This window comes from Prosthecobacter sp. (assembly GCF_044378005.1).
Classification (GTDB): domain Bacteria; phylum Verrucomicrobiota; class Verrucomicrobiia; order Verrucomicrobiales; family Verrucomicrobiaceae; genus Prosthecobacter.
Genome location: NZ_JBILYB010000088.1, coordinates 1 through 25,699, shown reverse-complemented (window position 1 = coordinate 25,699; position 25,699 = coordinate 1). Strand labels below are relative to the sequence as shown.

General features: G+C 60.9%; 21 protein-coding genes. 15 read left to right on the top strand and 6 right to left on the bottom strand.

The window, feature by feature from the left end:
- Positions 1–1,051, bottom strand: a 1,051-nt coding sequence (locus AC6FTP_RS16485) for a caspase family protein (RefSeq protein WP_497208014.1), incomplete at its 3' end; no start/stop codon positions are given.
- Positions 1,052–1,108: 57 nt separating this feature from the next.
- On the opposite strand from AC6FTP_RS16485, the gene AC6FTP_RS16480 reads away from it, so the two are divergent.
- From AC6FTP_RS16480 to AC6FTP_RS16455, 6 genes are all read left to right on the top strand, one after another.
- A complete protein-coding gene (locus AC6FTP_RS16480) occupies positions 1,109–1,960 on the top strand; it encodes a hypothetical protein (protein WP_497208013.1) in 852 nt (283 codons plus the stop codon).
- Between the two features lie 54 nt (positions 1,961–2,014).
- On the top strand, positions 2,015–2,557 hold the full coding sequence (locus AC6FTP_RS16475) for an RNA polymerase sigma factor (protein ID WP_497208012.1): 543 nt from the start codon (positions 2,015–2,017) through the stop codon (positions 2,555–2,557).
- A gap of 15 nt (positions 2,558–2,572) precedes the next feature.
- Positions 2,573–4,003 (top strand): YfbK domain-containing protein, encoded by a 1,431-nt coding sequence (locus AC6FTP_RS16470; protein ID WP_497208011.1) that lies wholly within the window; start codon positions 2,573–2,575, stop codon positions 4,001–4,003.
- A gap of 68 nt (positions 4,004–4,071) precedes the next feature.
- Positions 4,072–4,344 carry a 30S ribosomal protein S20 gene (rpsT, locus tag AC6FTP_RS16465; RefSeq protein ID WP_497208010.1) on the top strand — a complete coding sequence of 91 codons (273 nt, stop codon included), beginning with the start codon at positions 4,072–4,074 and terminating at the stop codon, positions 4,342–4,344.
- Positions 4,345–4,486: 142 nt separating this feature from the next.
- On the top strand, positions 4,487–5,401 hold the full coding sequence (locus AC6FTP_RS16460) for an aldo/keto reductase (protein ID WP_497208009.1): 915 nt from the start codon (positions 4,487–4,489) through the stop codon (positions 5,399–5,401).
- A gap of 311 nt (positions 5,402–5,712) precedes the next feature.
- Complete coding sequence (locus tag AC6FTP_RS16455) at positions 5,713–6,096, top strand: alpha/beta hydrolase (protein WP_497208008.1); 384 nt, start codon at positions 5,713–5,715, stop codon at positions 6,094–6,096.
- Positions 6,097–6,101: 5 nt separating this feature from the next.
- On the opposite strand, the gene AC6FTP_RS16450 is transcribed toward AC6FTP_RS16455, so the two are convergent.
- A complete protein-coding gene (locus AC6FTP_RS16450) occupies positions 6,102–6,863 on the bottom strand; it encodes a GntR family transcriptional regulator (RefSeq protein ID WP_497208007.1) in 762 nt (253 codons plus the stop codon).
- Between the two features lie 87 nt (positions 6,864–6,950).
- On the opposite strand from AC6FTP_RS16450, the gene deoC reads away from it, so the two are divergent.
- From deoC to lhgD, 3 genes are all read left to right on the top strand, one after another.
- Positions 6,951–7,733 carry a deoxyribose-phosphate aldolase gene (gene deoC / locus AC6FTP_RS16445; protein ID WP_497208006.1) on the top strand — a complete coding sequence of 261 codons (783 nt, stop codon included), beginning with the start codon at positions 6,951–6,953 and terminating at the stop codon, positions 7,731–7,733.
- A gap of 118 nt (positions 7,734–7,851) precedes the next feature.
- Positions 7,852–9,084 carry an Nramp family divalent metal transporter gene (locus tag AC6FTP_RS16440; RefSeq protein WP_497208005.1) on the top strand — a complete coding sequence of 411 codons (1,233 nt, stop codon included), beginning with the start codon at positions 7,852–7,854 and terminating at the stop codon, positions 9,082–9,084.
- Positions 9,081–10,262: an L-2-hydroxyglutarate dehydrogenase gene (gene lhgD, locus AC6FTP_RS16435; RefSeq protein ID WP_497208004.1), complete on the top strand. Its 1,182-nt coding sequence runs from the start codon at positions 9,081–9,083 to the stop codon at positions 10,260–10,262. The genes AC6FTP_RS16440 and lhgD overlap by 4 nt, the downstream gene beginning before the upstream one ends.
- 14 nt (positions 10,263–10,276) lie before the next feature.
- Here the strand turns inward: lhgD and AC6FTP_RS16430 are convergent, their stop codons facing one another.
- The 3 genes from AC6FTP_RS16430 to mazG all read right to left on the bottom strand — a co-directional run bounded on the left by AC6FTP_RS16430 (position 10,277) and on the right by mazG (position 12,100).
- The gene (locus AC6FTP_RS16430; RefSeq protein ID WP_497208003.1) at positions 10,277–10,600 is read right to left on the bottom strand and encodes a hypothetical protein; all 324 of its coding nucleotides are present in this window, start codon (positions 10,598–10,600) and stop codon (positions 10,277–10,279) included.
- A 9-nt stretch (positions 10,601–10,609) separates the two neighbouring features.
- Complete coding sequence (locus AC6FTP_RS16425) at positions 10,610–11,224, bottom strand: helix-turn-helix domain-containing protein (RefSeq protein WP_497208002.1); 615 nt, start codon at positions 11,222–11,224, stop codon at positions 10,610–10,612.
- A 90-nt stretch (positions 11,225–11,314) separates the two neighbouring features.
- Complete coding sequence (mazG, locus tag AC6FTP_RS16420; protein ID WP_497208001.1) at positions 11,315–12,100, bottom strand: nucleoside triphosphate pyrophosphohydrolase; 786 nt, start codon at positions 12,098–12,100, stop codon at positions 11,315–11,317.
- 132 nt (positions 12,101–12,232) lie between these two features.
- On the opposite strand from mazG, the gene trxA reads away from it, so the two are divergent.
- A complete protein-coding gene (trxA, locus tag AC6FTP_RS16415) occupies positions 12,233–12,562 on the top strand; it encodes a thioredoxin (RefSeq protein ID WP_497208000.1) in 330 nt (109 codons plus the stop codon).
- 73 nt (positions 12,563–12,635) lie between these two features.
- Here the strand turns inward: trxA and AC6FTP_RS16410 are convergent, their stop codons facing one another.
- On the bottom strand, positions 12,636–19,283 hold the full coding sequence (locus tag AC6FTP_RS16410) for a choice-of-anchor D domain-containing protein (protein ID WP_497207999.1): 6,648 nt from the start codon (positions 19,281–19,283) through the stop codon (positions 12,636–12,638).
- Positions 19,284–19,558: 275 nt separating this feature from the next.
- Between AC6FTP_RS16410 and AC6FTP_RS16405 the strand changes: the two genes are divergently transcribed.
- From AC6FTP_RS16405 to AC6FTP_RS16385, 5 genes are all read left to right on the top strand, one after another.
- On the top strand, positions 19,559–19,792 hold the full coding sequence (locus AC6FTP_RS16405) for a hypothetical protein (RefSeq protein ID WP_497207998.1): 234 nt from the start codon (positions 19,559–19,561) through the stop codon (positions 19,790–19,792).
- 393 nt (positions 19,793–20,185) lie between these two features.
- The gene (locus AC6FTP_RS16400) at positions 20,186–21,826 is read left to right on the top strand and encodes a fumarate hydratase (RefSeq protein ID WP_497207997.1); all 1,641 of its coding nucleotides are present in this window, start codon (positions 20,186–20,188) and stop codon (positions 21,824–21,826) included.
- Between the two features lie 33 nt (positions 21,827–21,859).
- A complete protein-coding gene (locus AC6FTP_RS16395; protein ID WP_497207996.1) occupies positions 21,860–22,654 on the top strand; it encodes an HNH endonuclease in 795 nt (264 codons plus the stop codon).
- 346 nt (positions 22,655–23,000) lie between these two features.
- A complete protein-coding gene (locus tag AC6FTP_RS16390) occupies positions 23,001–24,719 on the top strand; it encodes an LptF/LptG family permease (protein WP_497207995.1) in 1,719 nt (572 codons plus the stop codon).
- A 16-nt stretch (positions 24,720–24,735) separates the two neighbouring features.
- On the top strand, positions 24,736–25,542 hold the full coding sequence (locus tag AC6FTP_RS16385) for a hypothetical protein (RefSeq protein WP_497207994.1): 807 nt from the start codon (positions 24,736–24,738) through the stop codon (positions 25,540–25,542).
- Positions 25,543–25,699 lie beyond the last annotated feature (157 nt).

Sequence of the window (25,699 nt, the reverse complement as noted above, 5' to 3'; positions counted from 1 at the left end):
GATCGCAGGTTTGCAGAGTGGCTTTGGCTTCGCTGTCGCTGAGGTCGGGCTTTTTGAGGGCGTCTTTGATGTGATCGAGAAGGATCGTGAGCGGCAAGGCGGCATCGTTGGTCAGGCCTTCGGCGGCGGCGCGAGCTCGGAGCGCTGCGATGGCTTCGGTGGCTTGGTTGGCGGTGGCGAGTCGTTTGATCTCGGCCAACGTCGGCGTGGGGACGGGTTCGGCTTTGACCGGAGCTGTCATGGGCGCTGGCGCAGTCACTGGTGGGGAATCGGTGCCGGCGAGGTAGATGTCATCGCCGACGAGGCGGGAGTATTCGGCAGGGATCTGCTGGCCGCTGGAGCGGTCGAGCACGGCGGCGCGGGTGCGTTTGAAAACCTGCTCGATGGTGAGCCCGGGCGTGCGCAGGTGGCGGAGGAGTTCCTCGGTGTAGAGACCGTTCGTTCCGTCGCCATCCAGAGCGGTTTGTCCGGCATCGGTGGCGAAGGCGATGAGTGATCCAGCGGGCGGATTCATCTCGGCGAGGCCACCGGGAGTGCCTGCGGCATCGCGGGTGCGACCATTGCGGGCAAGAGCGGTGGTGCGGCAGGCATCGAGGATGATGAGATTGCACTGAGCGCCGCCGGATTTCAGATCGGCGACGGCTTGCTCGATGTTGAAGAGTCGCGTCTCGGCCATGAGGCGCAGGGTGACATCGTCCGCGCCTTCGGGCTGATAGCCGGACTTGATGGGCAGCAGGTAGTTTGACCCCGCGACGCTGATGCCATGCCCGGCGAAGTAGAACAGCGCGACTTCTTTGCCCGTGAGCGTGGCGCGGAAGGCGAGCAAGGCCTTCAGGAGCTGATCGCGCGTCACGTTTTCCTTCAGCTCGACGGAGAAGCCGAGTCCCTTCAGTGCGGCAGCCACGGAGCGGGCGTCATTGACGGTGTTCCGCAGAGGGCCGGCGGCGGGTTCATACTTGGCATTGCCAATGACGAGCGCAGTGCGCGTGGTCTCGGCCAGCAGGGCAGGGCTGGCGAGCAGTAGCAAAAGGGCGATGAGCAGTCGTGGCATGGGGGTAGGGAAGTGGTTGCGTGCCGGGCAGGGAAGGCAAAAGAATGGAGGCACAAAATGATGCCGTCCAGCCAAGCTCTCTGCCGCCTTGCCATCTTCGGGTCCGTGCTAGCCCTCGCCGCCTGCACCGGCACGAAGCCTTCGGGAAAAAGCGCGGAAGCCGTGCTGGTGCCGGGTGATCCCACCGCGCCCTCGCAGGTGACGCCGAGCGAGTTGCTGAGCATCGCGGCCAGCTACGCGAAACACTCCTGGCGACCTTTTGCCCGGAACATCCTGCATGGGGCGGACAAGGCAGGCGTGGTGGTGAACACTCCCGACGCCAGTTTTACCGATGAAAAGCAGCGCACGGGCTGGTGGCTGCCAGGGGAGATGAATGAGGGAGTGCCCTACAAGTGGGGCGGCTTCGATGACTTGGCGGCCTTTGATCAAAGCGTGGCCGCTGGTCATGCAGCGGGCGATGTCTCCTCTGCTGCGAAGCGTGTGGCTGACAATGCCGGCGTGAGTGCCAGTGCGGCGGGCGTCGATTGCTCGGGCTTCATCTCACGCTGCCTGAAGCTGCCCACGGTGCATGACACGACGCAACTGCCAGCCGTTTGCACGCCCATCACCGCCGCCGATCTGCGCCCCGGCGATCTGCTGAATATCCCGCATGGTCATGTGGTGCTGTGTGCTGGCTGGGCCACGCCGGACAAGAAGTGGATCTACTATTATGAGACTGGCGGCCCGCCGGATTACTGGAAGCCAGGGCTGAAAGAAGCCCCGCTCGCCGAGATGCTGGAGCTTGGCTACCAGCCGCTGCGCTATCGCGGCATGGCGCGTGAGTCGGGCGTGTCTGGAAAGGAAGTGCTGACCCGCAGCCTGCGGGCGAAATCAGCGGTGGTAACGGAGCCGGTGATCGGGGAGCCGTGATCCATCTCTAATTATTTCCTTCCCGAGGCGTTTCAAAGGCCTCACCGTGTACACATGCTCACCAGTCAACCCCAGCCCGAAGAAGCCACCCTGCTCGTCAGGCGGGCGCTGGACCAGCATGAGAGCAACCTCATCGCCTACACGGCTGGCATTCTTAATGGCGATGTCGAGCGTGCCCGCGAGGTGGTGCAGGACGCCTTGCTCAAGCTCTACCTCACTGACCCCGACAAGGTCCGCGACAACCTCAAAGCCTGGCTTTTCACCGTCTGCCGGAACCGCGCGCTCGATGTCCTGCGCAAGGATCACCGGCTCGATCTCGGCAACGAAGACGCGCTCAATCTGGCCGTCAGTTACGATCCTGACCCGAGTGAAAATGCCGTCTCTCATGAGCTCTACGAGCGTATTTGGGATCTCGTGGAGAAGCTCCGACCGAATCAGAAAGAGGTCATCCGCCTCAAATTCACGCACGACTGCTCCTACCAGCAAATCGCCGACATCACAGGCCTTAGCGTGGGCAATGTCGGCTTCATCATGCACATGGCGATCAAGAAACTCCGCGAGCTCCTGAACCGCGAACTCGCCACCCGCCCCTCTTAATTTTCCCACACCTTTATGACCAGCCCCGCCAACGACACCTCCGAACTCACGGCCTACGCCCTGGGTGAGCTGCAAGCGCACCAGGCCACCGACATCCACCGCCTCTTCACCGACTGCCCGGCCGCCACGTCCGAACTGGAGCAGATCGAGGCTGTCACAGATGCCCTCCGCCAACACGCCCCCATCCCGCAGGAGCGCCTGAATCCCGAGCAGCGCCACGCCGTGCTCCGCCCTGTGCAGATGCCCCGCCGACTTGCCCCCATGCAGCCTCGTCAGGTCGTGCGCAAACCATCGAGCTTCTGGCCTGTGATGGGCGGTTTGCTCAAAGCCGCCGCCGTTATCACCGTCACCGGCTTTGCCTACTGGATGGGGCGTCATGCCGATCTCGGAAGCCCGGCCATCTCAGCCGCCAAGACGGAAAAAGACAGCACGCCAAGCCCGACGAAAATCGAGCCAGCAAAGCAGCCCGAGTTGGTCAGCGCTCCGGCATCGAAGCCAGTGGTGCCTGCGTTGGTCAAAGTAGCTCCGCCTGCGCCCATTGTGGCTGAGGTGAAGCCCGCGCCTGCGGAAAAGATTCCCGTCGTGGTCATCGCTTCTGAAGCTCCAAAAACGGCCCCAGCTCCAAAAGCGGTGGTCGTCGTTTCCACTGCGAAACCCGCGCCTGCCGTCCCGATCGCTGTCACACGTCCGAATGCCGAGCTGGCCTTCGTTTCAACCAGCAAGCAGGAGGTCGATCAATTCGCCATCCGCCCGGCGGACATCCGCCCCGCGCCCGTGAAGGTGAACCCGAAGGAACTCATGGCCTCGCCCGCACCACTTCAGGCCCCGAAACCTGCCGCAGATGCCAAACCGCGCATTGCCTCTGAACTCTACATCCATGCCTGGCGCTCCGAAGTCACCTCCTGCCCCTGGAATCCCGCCACCCGACTTCTGCGTGTCACCATCCAGCTCCCACCAAACCAGCCTGCGGCTGAAAGCGCTGCCGCCTTCCCACTCCAGGTCAGCCTTGACCGCCGCTATGTCCGTGAGTTCCGCCGCCTCTGCGAGCGCCACACTGCCGCCGCCGAGATGACCACCTCCGGCACCCAGACCGTGTGGTATGAATTCCAGCCCATCAGCGATGAGGCCATCCGCACCGGCCGCCCCGTGGCCACTGTCACCTTGGAAAAAGGCCGCTTCACCATGCCGAGTGTCGGCCCGTTCGATGGATCGAAGCTTGCCGTGCTCGATCGCGGAGCCTCCTGGCAGGCAGCGCGTGAAGATTTTCTCTTTGAATCCGCTGTCGTCGGCTTCGGGATGCTCCTCCGTGGAGACCACCGCAGCCCGGCTCTGAATCATCAAGTCGTCCTGTCTCTCGCCGAGAAAGCCAAGGGCAGCGACGCCAGCGGTGAACGTGCCCGCTTCATCCGTGAAGTCAGTCATGCCCGGCAAGCCGCTGGATTGTGATCCGAATCCCCGTTTGACAGTCCCCCCGAGGTGCGTTAAACACCGCGCCCCTTCCGCAGACCCCCTTTATGGCCAACATCCGCTCCTCTGAAAAAGACATCCGCCGCACACAGGCACGCACCGCACGCAACCAGACGGTGAAAAGCCGCATCCGCACGCTGCGCAAGAAAGTCCTGACCGCCGTCGAAAAAGGCGATGCCGCCGCCGCCAGCTCCAGCCTGAATGAACTGGCTTCCGCCGCTGACAAAGCCGCCAAGACCAAGGTGCTCCACAAAAACACCTCCAGCCGCCTCAAGAGTCGCCTCGCCCTCAAGGTCGGCGCTCTGACCAAGAAGGCTTAACCTCCCTCTCGATCTCCAATTTTCAAAGAACCCGCTGAGCTAGCCGCCAGCGGGTTTTTTGCTGGCAAAATGAGTTCGCTGATCAGTTTTTGATTCCGCCCCAGCAGCGCAGGGGCTAGAACCCCCAAGCTCTATTCTGACCATGATCCCACGTCTCCCCATCGCGCCGAACGGCCCCTCGTTTTCCAAACTCATCTACGGTACCTGGCGCATTCTCGATGACGCCGAGAAGGCGAATTCTGACGACCTGCTGAAGCGCTTCCATAAGTGCCTCGAACTCGGCATCACCACGCTCGACACCGCTGAAATCTACGGGCTCTACAAAGTCGAAGAGTTCATCGGCCAGACCTTGAAGAAGGAACCCGGCCTGCGCGACAAGCTGGAGATCGTCACCAAGTGCGGCATCTACGTCCCCTGCGACTTCCATCCCGACCGCAAAACCGCCTTCTACAATGCCGATGCAGCCCGCCTCGTGAAGAGCACGGAGAAATCACTGCGCCTCATGGGCATCGACCACATCGACCTCCTGCTCGTACACCGTCCCGACTGGCTCACGAGCGCTGATGAAACTGCCGCTGGCCTGAACAAGCTCCTCAAAGACGGCAAAATCCGCGCTGCTGGTGTCTCGAACTACAATGTGCATCAGTTCGAACTGCTGAACTCGCGCATGGATCAGCCACTCGTCACCAATCAGATCGAGTTTAGCCTCCTGCACATGGACCCGATCTACGACGGTACGGGTGACCAATGCCAGCGCCTCGGCATCAAGCCCATGGCCTGGTCCCCGCTTGGCAAAGGCGTGCTCATGGACAAGACCGACCCCGCCTCCGCCCGCATCCATGCCAAATGCGCCGAACTCAGCGCCAAGTATGGCAACGCGACGGTCGATCAGCTCGCCTACGCCTGGATCATGGCCCATCCGAGCCAGCCCATGCCCATCATCGGCACAAACAAACTCGAACGCCTCATCGCCACCGCGAAGTCCGCCGACATCAAGCTGGAGCGTGAAGACTGGTATGCCCTCTGGACAGCCGCGAAGGGGCACGGAATTCCGTAAGCAGCTTCAAGCGGAACGATTTTCAAGTCGTCCAAGGGTGCCTCTGGGTTCCTACTCGGGGGGGAAGCCCGGTGGCGGGTTCCAAACCCGCCGCACCAGTGTTCGAGTTTCAAACTCGTTCGTCTAAGGGGCACTCACGGGCCCTAACGAACATCAACCTAAATTCAACAAGTTGGCAAGCCAGGCGCAGCCTCTCCACCACCAGCGGCGTCTTTGTCTGCAACTGTCTCAGCTAGGCTGACTGGGTGGATCACTTCAGAACTTCTGTCAGGCGCGCGTCTTGCGGATCGTTTTCATTCCCATGCTCCGCCTTGCCCTTTTTCTCTTTGCGTTGGTTTTTGTCTCTGCCACCGCCTACGAAGCTCGACGCCGCTGACGAGCAAAGCTGCGCGCCGGACTTCGCGCTGCCGGTCTATCCCGCCGGCTTCCTCGACAAAGAAACCGGCGCATTGAGGCCCTATCTCAAGATCACGAAGGACGCGCCGCCGATGTTCCTCGTCATGGCGCAGGACGACCATGTGAACAGCCTGAACTGCACCGTGCTCTACACCGCACTGACGAAGGAGCACGTGCCTGCGGAACTCCACCTCTTCCCGACCGGAGGTCACGGCTACGGCCTCCGCGTGACTTCCGAACCCGTCACCCGCTGGCACGAACTTGCCGCCGTGTGGCTCGCGAAGTTTTCCCGCCCCTGAAGCCATCACGCCTTCATCCGCCCCATCGCCGAATGTGACGCGCTCAGGCCGCTGATGCGGTTGCGGAATTCATACACGTCGGCGCGGTAGAGCGTCTCCTCGTGCCAGAGCGGCTTGTCCCCGGCCGTGTGGCCGGTGGCGATGATCTGAAAGCAGGCGGTGCCGGTGGGAATCTTCAAACGCGCCGCCTGGGCCTTCGTGGCATTGACGGCGTGGATGATTTCCTCCGCGCCGGTGATCGTGAGGCCGCATTTCTCCGTCCAGCAGGTGTAGAGCGAGCCCTTGGCGTCCGTGCGCGTCATCTTCGGGCAAAACTTCGCGACAACATGACGGCGCTCATAGATCACCGGCTTCTGATCGGCCAGGCGGATGCGCTCCATGTAAATGAGCGGCTCATCAGCGTCGATGTGGAGGCTTTGCACGACAGCGGGCGGTGCCTCGGCGGCGGTGAGCTTGCGATACTCGGCCAGCTCGGTGCCGGGCTTCTTGCCGACGGCGCGCGCCTTGTCCGTGAAGCTCACGAGCCGCTCCAGATCGTAATCGAGCACTGATTCACGCACAAAGGTGCCCGCGCCGCGCCGCACCTCCAGCAAGCCGGCGGAAACGAGGCTGCTGAGCGCCTTGTTCGCCGTGGGGCGGCTTGTTTTGAAGCGCCCGGCGACCTCTCGCTCGGTGAGGAACTGCGAGCCGGGCACGAAGTCCTCCGTGCGGATGAGGGCGCGCAGCTTCTCGATGAGCTGCTGGTGGAAGGTGCCGTTGTCTGACATGGGACGATCTTGGGGCAAAAGCAGGCTTTGACAAGTGGCTAAGCCAATTCATAACGTGGCTAAGCCAATCCAAAACCACCACCCCCGATGAAATACAGCTACTCCGACCTCGCCAAAATGATCGACCACAGCCTCCTGCATCCCACGATGACGGACGCGGACCTGGAGGCCGGTTGCCGGGTGGCCGCGAAATACCAGGTGGCCTCCGTGTGCATCAAGCCCTACGCGGTGAAGCAGGCCCTGGAGTGGCTGCGCGGCACCGGCGTGCTCGTCGGCGCGGTGATCGGCTTTCCTCACGGGAACAGTACCACCGAATCCAAGCGCTACGAGACCGAGCTGGCCTGCAAGGACGGCGCGAACGAGATCGACATGGTCATCAACATCGGCAAGGCCCTCGGCGGCGATTTCGACTACGTCGAAGCGGATGTGAAGGCCGTCTGCGACGAGGCGCACAAGCACGGCGCGAAGGTGAAGGTGATCTTTGAGAACGATTACCTCACGGGTGGCGGCGCCGGCCTCAGCAGCGACGACTTCAAGCGCAAGCTCTGCGAGATCTGCGAGCGCGCCGGAGCCGACTGGGTGAAGACGAGCACCGGCTACGGCTTCGTGAAGCAACCGGACGGCAGCTACAACTACAAAGGCGCCACCGAGCACGATCTGGCACTCATGCGCGCCAGTTGCAGCCCCAAAGTGCAGGTGAAGGCCGCCGGCGGCGTGCGTGACCTCGACGGCCTCATCAAGGTCCGCGATCTCGGCGGCACCCGCTGCGGCGCGACGGCGACAGCGGCGATGATGGACGACTACCGCAAGCGCGAGGCCGCCGGTGACTCTGGTGCATCCACCGGCGAGATCGGCGCGGGTGGATATTGATAGCTGCCGGATCATCCGGCCGCATGAACCGAGATCTGTTCCCGGATGCCTGAAATTGGGAGCACAATCCTGACTTTGACGTGAAGGAAATCTTGGAGGACACGGTGGGCAAGCCCTCATGCCTCGTTCAATCCTCGCACCTCTCAAAGCCCTCGGCCCGGGACTCGTCGTCGCTGCGGCGGGCATTGGTGCAGGGGATGTGATCACGGCGACGGTGACAGGAGCGCAGTTTGGCACCGGGCTCGCCTGGGCGCTGCTGGTGTGCGTGGTGCTGAAGTTCGTGCTCAATGAAGGTGTGGCGCGCTGGCAACTCGCCACGGGCAGCACGATCGTGGAAGCCTGTGTGCGACGCCTGCCGCGCTGGGTGAGCCTCTTGTTTTTGCTCTACCTGCTCGTGTGGACTTTCTTCGTCGGAGCCTCGCTCACAAATGCCTGCGGACTCGCGGGACATTCGTTGATCCCCCAGTTGTCGGTCGAGGTCTGGGGCGTGATTCATTCCATCATCGCGGCGGCGTTGGTGCTGATGGGCAGATTTGGTTTGTTCGAGAATGTGATGAAGCTGCTTGTCGGAATCATGGTCATCACGGTGCTGGTCTGCGCCGTGCTGGTGAAGCCGCATCTCGGTGAGTTACTCAGACATCTCACCTGGCCTGCGCTGCCATCAGACTCGGGCAAAGCTGTGCTCGGCATCTTTGGCGGCATCGGCGGCAGCATGACGATGCTTTGCTACGGCTACTGGATCCGTGAGAATGCGTGGACGGGCACCGGACATCAGCGCGTGATGCGTGCGGACCTGCTGCTGGCGTATGGCGTCACGCTCATCTTTGCCGTGGCGCTGACCATCGTCGCCGCGGGCTGCAATGCCGCCGTCACGCAGGGCAGTGGCATGGCACTGGAAGTGGCGTCAAGACTGGAAGCTACGCTCGGCACCACCGGACGCTGGGCCTTTCTCATTGGCTTCTGGAGCGCGGTGTTCGCCTCCATGCTTGGTGTGTGGCAGGGCGTGCCGTATTTCTTCGCCGACTTCATGACACAGCGTGTGCGCAACACCGGCACGGGTTCTGTTGATCTGAAAAACACCCGGGCCTATCGCGGCTACCTGCTTTATCTCGCGGGGCCGCCGCTCCTTCTGCTCCTCGTCGGCAAACCTGTGGCCGTGGTCGTGCTCTTCACGGTAGTAGGTGCCTTTTTCATGCCCTTCCTCGCCGCCTTGCTCCTTTATCTAAACAATCGCCGCGACTGGATGGGCGCACAGAGCAACGGCATCGCCTGCAATGTCGTGCTCATCATTTCGCTGCTGCTCTTTGGCTGGATCGCCCTCAAGGAAATGCTCGACGTTGTTTTCAAATGAATTCCTTCCTCATCATCGGCGGCGGCATCGTCGGCCTCGCCACGGCCTTGAAATTGCTGGAGCGCTTCCCTGCTGCCAGACTGACGCTGCTGGAGAAAGAAGCAGGCGTCGGACGCCACCAGAGCACGCACAACAGCGGTGTGCTGCATTGCGGTCTGTATTACAAACCTGGTTCGCTGAAAGCCCGGCTCGCTGTGCAGGGCATCCGTGAGATGGTTGCCTTTTGCCGCACGCATGACATTCCGCATGAGATCTGCGGCAAACTCGTCGTCGCAACCAACGAAGCTGAACTTCCACGACTCGATGAACTGCTGCGTCGTGGGGCTGCGAACGGGCTGACCGGCCTGCGCCGCATCGAGCGGGATGGAATGCGCCGCATCGAGCCGCACGCCGCTGGAATCGCTGCTGCTCATGTGCCGGAGGAGGGCATCGTCGATTACCGTGCCGTATGCGACACGATGGTTTCCGAGATTCAAAAACGCGGCGGCATCGTTCACACAAATGCCGGGGTTACGCGACTGCATCGCCACAGCGATGAGTGGATCGCGCACACGCCGCTGGGTGAAATACGCGGCCAGTGGCTCATCAACACCGCCGGGCTGCATTGTGACCGGGTCAGCGAACTCGCCGGAGAACAAAGGGAGGTGCGCATCGTTCCCTTCCGTGGCGAATACTATCAGCTCAGTGATGAGGCGAAGCATCTCTGCCGCCATCTCATCTATCCCGTGCCCGATCCCGCGTTTCCGTTCCTCGGCGTGCATTTCACACGCATGATTGGCGGTGGAGTCGAGGCCGGCCCGAACGCAGTGCTCGCCTTTGCCCGTGAAGGCTACCGCCTGCGTGACATCGACCTCCACGACCTCGCCGATGCACTCACCTTTCCTGGCCTGTGGCGCTTTTTGAAGCGCTATCCGAGCATGGCCTTTACCGAACTCGCGCAATCCCTCAGCCGCGAGCGCTTCTGCCGCAACCTCCAGCGACTCGTGCCCGAGGTACGCCCTGAGCACCTCGCTCCAGGCGGTGCGGGCGTCCGCGCACAAGCCATGACACCGCAGGGTGATCTCGTGCAGGACTTCCACATCGTCGCTCGCGATCACGCCCTGCACATCCTCAATGCCCCCAGTCCTGCCGCCACGGCATCACTGGCGATTGGTGGTCACATAGCGGGGATGATCTGAGTGATGTCGGGCTGTTACTTCTCAGCAGGGCTCGCTTCAGGCGGCGTCTCGGGTGCCTTGTCCTCCTTGACCTCCATCTCCACCCAGTCGGGTCCATCCCTGCCACGCCGCCACTCATTGTAAACCAGGACCGCGACGAGGCCAAACAAGGCCGCGCTGGTCTCCAAAATGAAGGGAGTGGCCAGGTAGCCAGCGATGGTCATGAAGGACTTCGCCAGCAGTTCGCGGCCGATTTCGCTCACCTGCCAAACGATGACGACGCCCACAATGAAGACGAGCAGGCAAAGGACGGGAGTGATCCACCAGCCTTTGGCCGGAGGGGTGGGGTGGTCGGACATGAGGGAGGTTTACTCCACCCGCCTGACATTTCCAGCAGCCTCTCTGGATTCATCTGCTTCTGGAATTGGAATGGCTTTCAGGATTTTCACTGGCTGATTCTCGATTCCAAAGGGTGCAGGACGTACGCTGGCGGAAAGAGGCTGGGCTGGAACGACCGGCAGGACCACGGGCGGCTGGTGCTGCTGCTGGGCCACGCGGTCATCAGCCACATATTTCCCCCAGATGCCGGTGCCAGCGAGCACCAGCAGGAAAATGAATAGGCCCGCAGGCACGGGAGAACGGCTCGCACGCCCCTTCAACTGTGGAGACGACAACCGTCCGACAGAGCCACGGGGAGCTACCCAATCACCATGATTTTCGATGAGGTAACGGTAATCACGCGGCCCGCCGAGGACACCGCCGGGCAGTTCATTCAGAATCTCTGCTGCATCCACCTGGAGATACTGGCTGTACCGGCGCAGGAAGGCGCGGGCGTAGGTCATGCTGCCAAAGGCTGGATAATTGTCCTGTTCCAGCAAATGCAGCTTTGCCACAGGGATGCGGGTCTCGTGCGAAGCGTCGAGCAGGCTCAGGCCGCGTGATTCGCGAGCGGCTCTGAGAGTCTGTCCGATAGGGGTTAGCATGGCATGAGGTATCCAAAGATTAATTACCGGATTTTGCCATGAACGTTACAGGATGCGATGATTTTTTCAGGATCAGGGAGTCAGAATTTTTCATTCCCCACTCTTCGCCGCATCCCAGGCGGTGTCCATTTCCTCCAGGGTGGCTTCGCCGAGTTTTTTGCCTGCGGCGGTGAGCTGATCCTCCACGGCATGGAAGCGGCGGATGAATTTTTCATTCGTCGCGGCCAGCGCGGCCTCGGAGCCGATGTCCAGCTTGCGGGCGAGATTGACGACACTGAAGAGCAGGTCGCCCAGTTCTTCCTGCATGGCGGCGGTTTCACCTTTGGCGATGGCTTCCTCCAGCTCGCCGATCTCCTCGCGCAGTTTGCCGAAGACGGGGGCCACGTCCGGCCAGTCGAAGCCGACTCGGGCGGCCTTTTTTTGCAGCTTCTGGGCACGCATCAGCGCGGGCAGACCGTTGCCGACACCGTGGAGATGGCCCTCCTTTTGCGTGCCTTTTTCTTGGCGCTTGATGGCATCCCATTGTGTCAAAACCGCGTCGGAGGTGGCGGCGCTGGCCTCGCCAAAAACGTGCGGATGGCGGCGGATGAGCTTCTCGGAGAGGCCATGCGCCATTTGATCCAGATCAAAAGCACCGGTCTCACTGGCGATCTCGGCGTGGAGGACCGGCTGGAGGAGGAGATCGCCCAATTCCTCGCAGATGAGGGTGGGATCTCCGCTCTTGATGGCATCGACGACCTCATAGGCTTCCTCTAAAACGTGCGGGATGAGAGACTCGTGAGTCTGCTCCATATCCCAGGGGCAGCCGCCGGGGGCGCGCAGGCGATGGACGATGTAACGGAGGCGGGTCAGGCCGTCGGGATGATCGAGACTCATGAGCTGCCGCTAGCGCGAAAAACCGCCGCTGGCATGGAAAAAGTTTGCGCCACCCGCTGATGTGCCTACCGACTCGCCTGTCTCCTTTTCGGACGCACCTGCGTAAGCTCTCATCCAAACCCCAATACTGACATGGCCTCTGAACTTGTTTTAAACCTCAACGATTCGAATTTCGACGCTGAAATCGCCGCCTCCACCGTCCCTGTGATCGTGGACTTCTGGGCCGAATGGTGCGGCCCCTGCCGCATGCTCGGCCCCGTGCTTGATCAGCTCGCCGCCGAGAAGGCCGGTGCCGTGAAAGTGGTGAAGGTGAACGTGGATGAAAATCCCGGCCTCTCCCAGAAGTACGGCGTCCGTTCCATCCCGATGCTGCTCTTCATCAAAGGCGGCGAAGTGAAGGACACCGTCGTCGGCGTGCAGTCGAAAGCCGCCCTCGCCAGCAAGCTCGACGCGCTGGCCTGATCCGGTCTCATTGAATTCCGCACCACGGGTGATCCGACACGTTCGGGTCACCCGTTTTCGTTTTCTAGTCAGTTTACTTCAGCGCCTGAATGATCACACCGGGCGTCGTAGCTGGGTATCGCCCCGTAGGTGCTGATTCGATGGACTGAAAGAGGCCGATACCTTGATCGAGGCCAGGGATGAAGAGTCCATCAAACATACCAAAAGCGATGTTTGCCGAAGCGGGTGCCACAAGTCCCTGACGGCCAAAGACAAACCATGTCCAGCCGGTGAAGGTGCCCGCCGAACTGACGGTGAGGTTCTGTACGACACCGCCGCGCTCAGGCCGAGGCCAAGCATTCCCCGGCGGTCTTGCCTGATGCGTGGAGGTGAGGGTGAAGTCCTGCGTGAGCTGGCTGACGGTGATCCTCGCATTGGGCACCTGAGTGCCAGCGCCGAGGAGCCGCGTGCCGCGTGCGGGTGGCGTCCACAGACCGCCTCGGATGGCCATCGCGGCATCGCCTGCTTTCCAGTGGGTCATGGTGGCGCTGTCTTGATACGGCGAAGCTGGCACGGTGCAGCCTGCCTGCGTGCTGGTGAGGAGCGTGGGGCTGCCAGCTTCAGGCATGAGCCAGCCAGAGACGGTTTCGCCTTGGGCGAGCGACATGTAGAAAGGCACGCGCGAGGATGATGCCGCGCCTGTGATCCATGTCGTGCTCTGCGTCAGAAGTCGCACTTCAGGAACAACAGCATGGGTGAACTTGCCAGCGATGGTAACGATGCCTTTCGCCGTGAAGTTCGCACGGGCAAAGCCGACTGCGAGGCGCTCAGGCACTCCAGCATCAGGCAGCAAAGCAAGGTGGCAGGCACCCACGAGACTGCTTTGAGTTAATGCACGCCCACCTTCGCCGACGAGGGATTCATCGAGGAAGATGGACAGCGCCCCTTGGCGGATTTCGAAAGCCAGCGCCAGCGGCTGGAGCCCTTTCTGTGTGGCGATACCAACGCCGGAAGCTTCGGTGGCGGAGATCACATTCAGCGTGCCGGTGAAACGCTGAGTGGTGGTTTTGGCAGGCACGAGATTGGCCTGGAGGGTGGCCGTCCAGCTTCCATTGGCCGTCACAACGAGTGAAAGCAATCCGCCGCGCCCATTCAGCGCGTCGGGCCGCCTTTCGAGGAGTCCAAAATACTGCCCGGCGAGCTGGTTGGGCATGATTTGCAAAGTCAGGGTGAAGGAGGTGAAGACCCCTGTGACACGATCACGGGCACGGACCTTCACGACGTAAGTGCCGGGCATGGTCGCGCTTCCACTGATCTGCCCGGTGGCTGGATTCAGCATGATTCCTGGAGGCAGGCCGGTGGCTTCGAAGCGGTCGTAGAGGCTGGCGTCGGCAAGCTGTTGTGTGAGCGCTTGTCCCTGCATGAGGGAAAGGTTCGTCAGGGGTGCCACCGGGCCGCTGAGGCCACGCAGGTTCAGTTCGAAGACGTTTTGCGCATAGCCATAGCGCGTCATGGACTCCAGGCTGAGACGCAGTCGGGCAGTGCGCAGACCTGAAGTCGAGGGACGGAAGCGCAGGGTGATTTCAACATCATTCCAGTAAATGTGCGATGCGGGTGGAGTGTGGCTGACCTCGGCGGTGAAGTCGGCTGCATGATCACCTTCGATCTCGATGACGAGGTTCGTCGGAGCGGTGGAAGGATAGGCTGGCTGGAGATTCAGGATGCTGGAGACATCCAGCTTCACCGTGGTCTCAGCGCTGCTGCCTGCATTCATCTCCAGCGTGCTTAGTTCGTCGGACAGAGCCGTACCGGAGGCTTGTTCCTTCACGCGGAGATCAGGCCGGAAATTTCCCTCGTGACTGAGTTGGGCGAAGCCAAGAGCTGGGCCCCCGTTGCCATTACCGGGCTGGCCGGTGGTGGGTGGCGGTGGCATGCCAATGTAGCCGCCGCTCCAGGCATTCACGCCCGTGAACTGACCACCGACGAGCACCTTTCCATCCGCCTGCACATGCATGGCACGGACATCAGCAGGCTGTCCGAGGATGGCATAAAAGCCTGCATCCACGGCCAGTGTATCACGCCGATAGCGGCTGATTTGCTGCAAGTCTGGACTGTTCCAGAAGCGCGGCCCCGGAGCCACGAGCAGCCCGCCGCCAGGCTGGAAGGCGAGGGTTCGTGGCAGACATTCAGCGGTGGTGGTGAAGGAATCCAACGTCTGCTGCGCCAGGACCGAGCCAGAGCGGGAGAGGCGGGTCAGCGTGTCTGTATAGGAGTAGGAGTCGTTCGGCCCAAAAGAGGGGGCACTGTCCGACGAAGTTAGCGTCCTGGCGTCACTGCCTAAAGAGAAGCTAGCGTTCCGTGAAAACACTGGACCAAGGAACTGTACAAAGGTGGTGTTGGTGATAGTGATCAACATGCGCGTTTCAAGATGCGCCACATAGATGTCCTCACCCTGGATGACGATGTCATAGATCCTGCGTCCGAAACCAAACACCGGATCAAGCTTGCCGTCTGGCTTGATGCGTCTGAGATCGCCATCACTAAAGAACTGACTATTCCCGCCCGTGGCCAGCATCTCGACTGCGTTGGTGTATTCCCCGCCAAAGAGCACCGAGCCATCGGCTTCCAGCGCCAGAGCATTCACGGAAGCATTCGGGGAAACAAGCGTGAAGCTGGTGTCCAGCGTGCCATTGGCATTTAGGCGGATCAGATTCTTCTGAGCGCCGAGGCTGCCAGAGCCTGCGAGCATGATTTTCCCAGTCGGCAGCACGAGCACATCTCGTCCTCTGAAGCCGCCCGTCGGCGGCGTGAAGGTGGCATCCAGAGTGCCGTCCCGATTCAGGCGGGCGATGCCTTGTCGTTTCGCCAGTCCGACCTGGGTAAAGTCTCCGACGATGAGCGCACGGCCATCCGGCTGAAGCGCGAGCGCGGTGATCTCACCGTTTGGAAACTGCGTCAGGACTTTCGAGGTCAGCTCGGAGCCGTCTTTGGCGATGCGTCTGATTTGGTGATTCTTGCTGGCTGCTATCGTGGTGTAGCCCGCGAGGAGGAGTGTGCCATCTGAGGCCTCGGCCATGGCCGTCGTCGTCCAATTCGGGAGATCAGGGCGCAGCAGAGAGTCGGTGCCATTCGCGCCCGTGCCACCGAGCTGGATCTCGTAGCGGGCTTCATCAGCGTCATTGCTGATTATCACGAGCGTGGCTCCATGCGGACCGAGATCGCTGGCGGTGAAGCGGATGTCCAAAGACGCATCGGTGTTGGGAGCTAGCGTGCTGGTGAGAATGCTGGGGCTGAAAGCGGAGGCATTTCGGCCTTCAAACGTGGCTGTCAGACCAGTCAACGGTGCTCCGCCGTCATTTCGGATCGTGAGCTGCCGACTCACGCGCGGGCCACCCGGCGTGGCATGTCCCACATGGACCAAAGCATGCCCACTGATCAGTTCGCGGCTGCCATCCAGCACAGCGATCTCAGGTGTCGGTGGCAAGCCTTCGCCCGTGAGATCGATCACAAAGGGAGACTCATCGGGGTCATCACTCTCGATCACCAGCCGGGCGCTGCGCTGGCCGACAGCGCTGGGGGTGAACTCGATGATTCCCGTTGGGCGTCCCTCACCTGCATTCAAAACACTGCCCGCATACACAGCCGGATAGCGCAGCGTGAAGTCTCCTGCATGAGCGCCTTCAAAACGCAGATCTGAGATGTTCAGCGGACCTGTGCCAGGGTTGCTGATCCCGAGGTATTTGCCGTTGTTTGTCATGCCTTGGTCTGCTGCGCCGAAGTCTACGGTCATCCCGGTACTCATGTTTTGATCGGCGATGCTCACCTGGATGTCCGGCGTCGGCGGGATGCCGCGCCCGGAGAGCAGCAGCCGCTTCACCGGCTCCGCAGGATCATTGCTCGTGATCTCCAGCCAGGCGGTGTCGATGTCCGTGGCGTCGGGCGTGTAAGTGAGCAGCGCATAGACCTGCATCCCAGGCACCAGCGGATCAACCGTGTTTGAGATCCCATGCACGTAGGTATAGGTCATGAAGCTGCTGATCTGAAACCGATCTACCTGTGGACCGACCACCCTCGCCGAGAGTCCGGTCAGATTTAGCCCGCCCGCGTTGCCAATGAAGATGTTCGTGCTGGCTGAGGAACCCTGCAGCACCCTGCCGAAGGAGACTCGATCCGTCTCCTGCGTGCGACTTTGCCCCACGACCAGTCGTGGCTGCGCCTCCGCACCAACCCCGGAGAAACCCAGCTCGATCTCTGGACGCTGAGGGTCGTTAGTTAGGAGCCTCAGCATGGCAGGACGCGGCCCAACAACCCTCGGTATGAAGGCCACTTGCAGCAGCCATCGTTCACCCGGAGCGAGGGTGTGGGTCGTCTGAGCACCACTCAGACCATCCTGCCAAGTGCCCGCCCCTGACCAGTGCAGCAGGTAGTCCGCCGATCCGTCACCCGTAAACCATTGAGGCGTGATTGCCGCCATGCCGCTGCCCACATTCGTGATCTCTACATAAAAAGTCATCGAGCGCCCCACCATCACGTCTGGCACGAGCGGCGGACTGTTTTGCACCCGCAACTCAGGCTGGGCACTCGGAGCCAGCTCCGCCTGCGGCGAAAACACCGCGCCCGGAGCCAGCGTGAAGAATTGCAGCTCGTCCAGATTACCCGTGAAGGAGCTGCCACCTGCCGTCAGCGCGCCACCGACTTTCAGGCCCGTGATGCGCGGTAGGACGATGGGAGCCGACAACGGTGCCCGAATCTCCGCCGTGGAGGTCGGGCCCACGGCCTGGCCATTCAAATACAGCGTGCTGGTGATGCCCTGACGCACCAGCGCCAGATGCTGCCAGACACCGACCTGCACAGGCGCTTCCCCCACCCAGGCACCATTCGCGAGCCTGCCCTTGATGACGCCGTCCACCTGCCAGAGGCCCATGCCATCGCCCGCCGGATCACCCACATGCACCAGCCGATGCGTGCCTGTAACTTCCTCCGCCCGCACCCAAAGCTGAACACCCAGATTCGTGTGCTGGCCGAGACCGAAGCTGTTATCCGAGAGCGAGTCCCCAACCGAGAAATGCAGCGCTGCCCGGCTACCGATGAGAGAAGCCGCCGTGCCAGGAATGTTGAGAGGAAGCAAGGTTGGGGCCGAGGAGAGCCCAGCTGCCAGCCGCCCCACAAAATCGGGCATGATGTAACCGACCACCGCAGGAATGACATGATTGGGATATTGACCATCCCATACATCCTCATCCCCAAAATGCAGTGCCAGCTCCTGAGCCACAGGAGCACCGCTGATGATACTGAGGGATTGCCCATCGCCGAAGCGGAAAAGCGCGTGGTCCTGGATGACGCTGCCCCGCGTCCCAGCACCGACCACCTGGAAACTCCGCTTCACCGAGCCAGTGCTGTCTTCAGTGACCTGCACCGTCTGCTGGACGCGCTGCGTGCTCTCAGGATTCCAGGCGATGTCAAAGCTCCTGCTCTCTCCTGGCCGCAGGGTGAAGCGCTGAGGACTGATCAATGAAAAGCCCGGCATAGGTGCTGTGGTAGTCGAGTATAGGCTCAAACCTGAAAGGTAGAGAATCCTCCCCAAATTCGGATTGTACAAATTCACTCTACCGGTGAACGTCCTGCCACTCGCATTCACGAGGCGGAAGGTCTTTTTCACCGTCGTGCCCATGGCCGGACTGCCAAAGTCGATGACCTGAGCTGCCGGACCGGCACCGACTTCTTCGAGAAAGAGGCTCGTCTCCGCCTCTGAGGCTCCTGCGATGAGATTGAGCAGATAGGGATTCGGATCCGTGCTGCCTTGGCTGATTTTTAGTGTCGTGCGATAGGCCCCTTGCTGCACAGGCAGAAAGCCAATGCGGAAGCTGGCACTCGCCCCGGCGGCTAACTCAGTGATCGGGGCATCCAGCAGGGTAAAACTAGGGCTGGCAGGCCCTTCAAAAGTCCAATTCAAGCCAGTCAAAGTGGCAGCACTCGTGTTTGCCACCGTGAACTGCCTCACCGTGATTTCGCCGATACCGACCTCGCCGAAGTCTGTCGCGGAGCCATCCTCAAGAGCCAGCCCTGTGTCCCGCTCAATCCTCAAAAGAGGTGCTGTGACGATGACCGGCGTGTCTGGCTCAGACTCCAGAATGATGGCACGCAGGCTTTCGGCTGGCAGTGTGACCAGTTCTGTTTGCGGACCTGTGGAAGGACTCGAGCCGAGTCCGGATGAAATGAAGGGCACTGAGCGGCGCACCTGAGTGGCGCCCCCCTGAAGGGCCCCGTAATACCACCGGCCCTGCCTTTGAATCCGAAAGCCGATCCAGCCATATGGTCGATTGGCAAAAGGACCCGAATAGGTGGTTCCATCTCCTGAGGTATAAGTTCCGCCCAAATTAAATCCCAGAGTAGTGCCCAGCACCGCCGTATCAGCCATCCAGGTGCCGCCAGCAAAGGCAGCCTGCACCGTGGCGGGTAAATTGAGAGACAGTAACTCGCGCCCCCCGGGTGCAGTCGCGACTAAAAACTCCATCCCCTGGCGTGGAGCGACCGTTGCTCCATTCCAGGATGAACCAGGGATGCCGTTGGTCATGCCTGCATATCTTTCACCCGTCAGATCCATCACCCCATCGAGGTACAGATCAAAGTTGATCTGCCCAGTCATAGGCCACGTGCCCATCGGCAGACTGCGCTTCACGGCACCTGCGTGAAGGGTTTGCAGGGACAGTAGCCCAAGCAGGAGGAGAGGAAGCAGGCGCATTGGCAAAAAAAACAGCAGGTTGGTTGGACTGGTCACCTTCTCTTTGCAATTACCGGCGACTTCCTGACAAGAATAAACATGGCGGTGGAGGTTTGTGAGCTTCCAGCCATGCGCCGCCTCGATACAGCCACCATCGGCAAGTATGACGGCCCTTGTAACTCCGACTAAAGTCGGAGGTAAAAGGGCTGTGGGTATACGGCGGAAGTCCGATAACGCGGCGGCGCAGAGTGTGAAAATGCTTGGGGCATCAGAGCAACACACCTCTGCCGCACCTCATGAAAAAGCCCCTCATCACCCTCGCCTTTGCTGCCTTGATCGCTGCTGGTGCCTTTTGGCTCTGCGCGCGGCATTCTGCACCCACCACTGCCGGTGCGCCTTCACTCTCAGCGCCGGTCACATGCGGCGGCGCGGCCAGGCCTTTCGTCGAAAAGGCCGCCCGCGAGTCGGGCCTGCCGCCATCGGCGGATGTGCTCTGGCAGCAGCGCGGCGGGCGGAGATGGCTTTGCTGATCCAGCGCAATCCGGCACTGGCAAACACGGTGACTCTCGCGGTGCAGAGGGTGCTGCCAGCGGTGGACAGGCGCTGCTGGAAGATCGGATCGATGCTCTGGGCGACTATCTCACGGCGGGTGTTTCTTTTGCCCTGGGCAGGGACCCGGAACTGATCCGGTGGTCTCGACGCATGTGCGGCTGGCGGATGGCCGGAAGTTCCGCGCATCATCTGGTTTTGTGATTTTCCAGAGAGCCCGAAGCGACATTTCAGAAGTAGCAGCCGTCATCAACCTTTGGGCTTGGACGAGACTGTGAGACTGGAGGAAAGTGATGCCTCCACCTTCCTCAATCATTCTGGCGATGCACCCGGTTGCACCACGCTGCCAGCACGCCACTTTTCACCACTTCACCATGCCAACCCCCGCCTTCCACTACCAGCCCCTCCTCGAACTCGGCACCGACGACACCGAATACCGCCTGCTGACGAAGGAACACGTCCGCGTCGAAATGATCGGCGACAAAGAGCTGCTCGCCGTCGATCCCGAGGCGCTCACGCTGCTGGCGAACCAGGCCTTCCACGACATCAATTTCTTCCTCCGTCCGAAGCACCTCAAGCAGGTCGCCGCCATCCTCGATGACCCCGAGGCGAGCGAAAACGACCGCATGGTCGCCCTCACGATGCTGAAAAACGCCGACGTGGCCTCCGCAGGCCTGCTGCCCTTCTGCCAGGACACCGGCACCGCCATCATCATGGGCAAAAAAGGCCAGCAGGTCTGGACCGGCGGCGGCGACGAGGCAGCGCTCTCGAAGGGCGTCTATCTCGCCTACACGGAGAACAACCTTCGCTACTCGCAAAACGCCGCGCTGAACATGTTCGACGAAAAGAACACCGGCACCAACCTGCCCGCGCAGCTCGATTTGTATGCCACCGATGGCGACGCGTATAAATTCCTCTTCATCGCCAAAGGCGGCGGCTCGGCGAACAAAGCTTTCCTCTACCAAGAGACCCGCGCCGTGCTCAATCCGAAGAGCATCGTGAAGTTCCTCAGCGATAAAATGACCTCGCTCGGCACCGCCGCGTGCCCGCCCTACCATCTGACCTTCGTCATCGGCGGCACCTCGGCCGAATCGACGATGAAACACGTCAAACTCGCCTCCACGAAGTATTACGACGGACTGCCCACCACCGGCAACGAACACGGTCGCGCCTTCCGCGATGTCGAACTCGAAGCGCAAATGCTCCAGGCTGCTCGCGAGTGCGGCATCGGTGCCCAGTTTGGCGGCAAATACTTCGCGCTCGATGTCCGCGTCATCCGCCTGCCGCGTCACGGTGCGTCACTGCCCATCGGCATCGGCGTTTCCTGCTCCGCCGACCGCCAGGCCAAAGGCAAGATTACGCGTGATGGCGTCTTCATCGAGAAGCTCGAAACCAACCCGCTGCAATACATCCCCGAGGAGCTGCGCCACCGCAAAGACACCAACGCCGTTCGCATCGACACGAACCGCCCCATGGCCGAGATCCGCGCCGAGCTCAGCAAGTATCCCACCACCACGCGCCTCCTCATCAACGGCCCCATCATCGTCGCCCGCGACATCGCGCACGCGAAGCTCAAAGAGATGCTCGATGTCGGCAAGCCGCTGCCCGATTACTTCAAGAACCACCCCGTCTATTACGCCGGTCCCGCCAAAACGCCCGCCGGCATGCCCAGCGGCAGTTTTGGACCTACCACGGCAGGACGCATGGACAGCTACGTCGATCTCTTCCAAAGCCACGGCGGCAGCATGATCATGATCGCCAAAGGCAATCGCGGCCAGCAAGTCACCGACGCCTGCAAAAAACACGGCGGCTTCTACCTCGGCAGCATCGGCGGCCCCGCCGCCATCCTCGCGAAGGAGAACATCAAGAAGGTCGAAGTCGTCGAGTTCCCCGAACTCGGCATGGAAGCCATCTGGAAGATCGAAGTCGAAGACTTTCCGGCGTTCATCCTGATCGATGACAAGGGGAATGACTTCTTCCAGACCGTGGGTCCGGGGTGCTCGGTGAAGCATTGAATGGGATTTAAGGACGAACGCTTCTTTTGAATTATGGCGACTTATCTTTTGACCTGGAATCCACGAAAGTGGGAATGGCTTTCATTAGAGCAAGACGTCGAGAAGTGTCGAAAAAGAGGCTTTCTTAACGAACGGTGGTCTTGTGGAGTCACGAAACGCATTCGTCCAAATGACAGAGTGTTTTTAATCAAGCTGGGTGCCGAACAGCCCACCGGTATCATGGCCTCCGGGCATGCGTTGTCGGACCCTTTTGTTGACGGTCATTTCAATGATGCGAGAAGCAAAGCTCATTACATCAAACTGCGCTATGACGTGCTTTTGAATCCTACAGATGAAGAGCCCTTGAGCCGAGACAAATTGCAGGAAAAAATGCCCGATGTTCAGTGGAGTCCACAAGCGAGTGGGATCACCATTCCTGCCCGTGAAGCTCAAATACTGGAAGGGATGTGGAAGGCTCATCTTGAGTCCAAAGGCATGGTGCCTTCAGTAGCTGCAGAGGAAGTCATTACTCCAGAACAATTTTGGGAAGGCTCCGTTCGCACCATTTCCGTAAATGCCTTTGAGCGTGATCCTCGAGCTAGAAAGGCCTGTCTCGACCACCACGGTTATTCATGCGCGATTTGCAGTTTCAACTTTGAGCGCCGTTTCGGTCAACTTGGCCGTGGTTTTATCCACGTTCATCATTTGCGTCCGCTCGCAGAGATTGGAGAACAATATGAGGTGGATCCGATCAAGGATTTAATACCGCTATGTCCGAATTGCCATGCGATGGTTCACCTACAGATTCCAGCGCTGACGTTGAAAGAAGTAGCTGATGCCATGAGGTGAACGACGTGTCGAGTCGGAGGCTCGAAACAGATTAGATATGGTGAAGGTCGCGGAGCGACCGGGAACCACCGGAAACGAACCGTCTCATCGTCCCCGATTCGGGATGCGCCCCGGCAGGGGCGCGAGGTGGAGCGTGCGAATAGCCCCGGCGATGTTGCCCGCAAGCCCCTGCGTGGTGGGATGGTGGCCTATGAGGAGAGGTTTTTGTGGTAGCCGACACTCACCAACTGCGAGTCCTCTGTTGGCTCTCTCCACCACTTCGGGGCTATTGCCAGTCCGCCACCGGATACGACCTGCCGCTTGATTCCGCCGGGGAGCACGGGCAAAGGGGCGGTTCCGATTTCCCATGCTCTGGCTCCAAGACCTCCTGACCAAGCTCCGTGCGCTGCAACACCGCTCGCGGAGGTGGCCATATGCAGGGCGGATCACCTTCCTGCTGGCGTTGATCGCCATGATGCTGCTGATCACCCAGGGGCATCATTTGGTGAATCCGGCGGACATCACGGGCTATGACCTGAGGGATGGCAGACTGGTGGCCGAGCAGGGCGGGCCACCGCCGGGACCGGCGCTGAAGTTCGTCTCCGTCGTCCTGCCGTATCTGGACAAATGGATGCTCGTGGGTGGCTTTGTGCTCATCTCCATCTTCTTCCGCCAGTGGGGAAATTTGAAGAAGCTCGTGCTGCCTGCCTGGGTCGCCGGAGTTTCCATCGCGGCCTGGGGCGTCTGCACGGACATCGCCCACCAGCTCGGAGCCATGCAGATGACGGAGATGGGCGAGCCGCTGGCCTTCTCCGCTTACTATCTGAAGCTCGTTCTGCTCGTGGCGGCCACGCTTTGCGTGCCGGCGCTGCTGCACTACTACCACCGCCGGGGAACTCTGGACCGCTACACGATGCGCACTTTCCTGGCACCGCTGATCTTTTGCTTCGTGGCCTTCACCTCCCTCTGGCTGATCATGGACCTGCTGGACAATCTGAAGGACTTCCAGGAAGCAGAGGCTCCGCTTGGCCGCGTGGTGGCGTTTTATTTCGGCGTCATGCCCTTCATCTTTGTCTCAGTGATGCCTGCCTCCCTGCTGCTGGCCGTGCTTTACACGCTGACCAAGATGTCCCGGGCAAATGAGATCGTGGCCATGCTGGGCGTGGGGCGCAGCGTGGTGCAGATCCTGCAGCCCATTTTTGTCATCGCCGCTGCCGTGGCCATCATGAGCTTCGCCTCGAACTACCACTGGGCGCCGCGTGCCGAGGGGAAAAAGGAGGCCATCATGCGTGGTCTCGAAGGCAAGCAGAAGGACAGCATCATGCAGTCTGCCGTGATGTATCACGACCCGCTGACACAGCGCACCTGGTTCATTTCCTCCATGCCCTTCTCCCTGCGCGACGGACGTCTCCGCGGAGTGCAGGTGCGCGAGCAGGACGCAAAAGGGAAGATCTCCCGTGTCATTCACGCCGATTCCGCCACCTGGTTCCCCGGCGGCCTGTGGCGCTTCTTTGATGGCAAAGAAGTCCGCTATGTGGACGGCCAGCCCGGCGATATCCGCCCCTTCGTGCCGGACATCAGTGGGCGCAGCATCCTGGATGTCCGAGGCTATGAGGAGACGCCCTGGAGCATGATCAGCTACGCCCTCCAGCCTGACTTCATGGGCGTGCCGGAACTCGTCTCTTATCTGAAAGCCCACCCGAAAGACACCCCCGAGCGGCTGGCCCCCTTCCGCACCCATTTCCATCAGCGCTTTGCCCTGCCGTGGCAGAGCTTCGCTCTGGCGCTCGTCGCTGCGCCGCTCGGCATCGCCTATTCTCGACGCGGAGCTGTGGGCGGCATCGCCGGGTCCATCTTCATCTTCTTTGCCCTGCTCTTCCTGAACAATCTCTGCCTGAATCTCGGCAAAGGCTCCCATCTCCCCACCTGGCTCAGCCCGTGGATTCCGCACCTTCTGTTCGGCGTGCTCGGTCTCGCCCTGCTCCATTACCGCTCACAAAACAAAGATCTGCCGCGCCTGTCTCTAAAATGGCTTTTCGGCACGAAGGCGAAGATCGCCCGGCCGCGCAATCGACAGGCCGCCTGATTCCTTTTTTCCGTCCATGATCCAGAACTGGTCCATCCGCTCCCGCGCCCCGCAATGTGCCCTGTCTGAGCGCCCCTTCGCTGAGGGCGAAGTCTTCCACACGGCCATCTACTTTGATCCTGAAACCTCCGGCTACCTGCGCCGCGATGTCGCCATCGACGCCTGGCAGCAGGAGATCGCGGAAAGGAAACCCATCGCCTACTGGCGCACCACCTACTCGCCCACCATCGTCGAGGCCAAGCCCGAGGTGGCCAGCAAAGAAGGCGCCATGGCCCTGCTGCAGCGCTTCATCGAAGAAGATGAGCCCGCCACGGAAAACGCCCGCTACATCCTCGCCCTCATGCTGGAGCGGAAACGCATCCTCAGCCCCACCGCCACCAAGGAAGTGGATGGGAACAAGATGCTCTTCTACGAGAACAAAAAGACCGGCGAAGTCTTCATCGTCCGCGATCCCGATCTGCGTCTCGATGAACTCGCCCAGCTTCAGGACGAAGTGGCCATGCTCCTCGGTTTCGGCGGCCCCGCTGCGGACGCCGCCAAGTCCATCGGCATGAAATTCACGCCCGATGGCAAGCTGGTCAAAGACGAGCCCTCGTCGGAGACTCCGAAGGCAGAAGAGCCAGCCGCAGAAGCCGAGCCCGAAGCGCCTGCGCCCGAGAGCGAGGTGGAAGAAGCCATGGCCGAAGAGTCCGCCGATGCAGAAGAGCCGGATGATGCAGAGCCTGAGGATGCCACTGAAGAAGCGGAAGCAGTAGCGGATGAATCCGAGTCAGATGTTGAAGAAGAAGCTGAGCACTCGGAATCGAAGTCCGAGCCCGATTGAATCGGGTGCGTCGCCAGAATGAATCTCTTTTTCCCAAGCCCAACGGGCTTACAAAAAGAGCACTCAAAACAGGGCAAACAATCACTCTGGAGCCCATATTCCACGGGCTTTGAACGGCATCAGGGGGCTACACTTTGACACCCCACCCATGGTCATG